This is a genomic window from Mangrovimonas futianensis, assembly GCF_021245805.1.
GTDB lineage: Bacteria > Bacteroidota > Bacteroidia > Flavobacteriales > Flavobacteriaceae > Mangrovimonas > Mangrovimonas futianensis.
In genome coordinates, this window is sequence record NZ_JAJJNF010000067.1 from 1 (window position 1) to 286 (window position 286).

General features: G+C 47.6%; 1 protein-coding gene. It reads left to right on the plus strand.

All coding sequences use genetic code 11. The features are described from left to right. On the plus strand, positions 1–286 hold a 286-nt coding region (locus tag LOK78_RS16955; RefSeq protein ID WP_232635684.1), incomplete at both ends, for a hypothetical protein.

Genomic DNA, 286 nt, shown 5'->3' on the forward strand with positions numbered 1-286 from the left:
TCGACATGTTTTGCAGGTGGAGGAGGAAGCACAACCGGTGGAGGGTGTGCATTAGTTTCATGTGGTGGATCTGCCTGCACTGGACGTATGAGAGGCCGGTTCAGTCTATCCGCTGGAATTGAAGATCCAAAGAAGCCCAACGGAGGTCGCTCTACTGAGTCCTCATCATCTTCAGGCCTTGCACATGCTTTTCCTTTTCGTATCCTGTCAAGTTTTGGAGTCAAAGATAAACAATATGCACTGCCCACAAAGAAAATAGCAGTTGAACCAGGAATATCTTCACCAA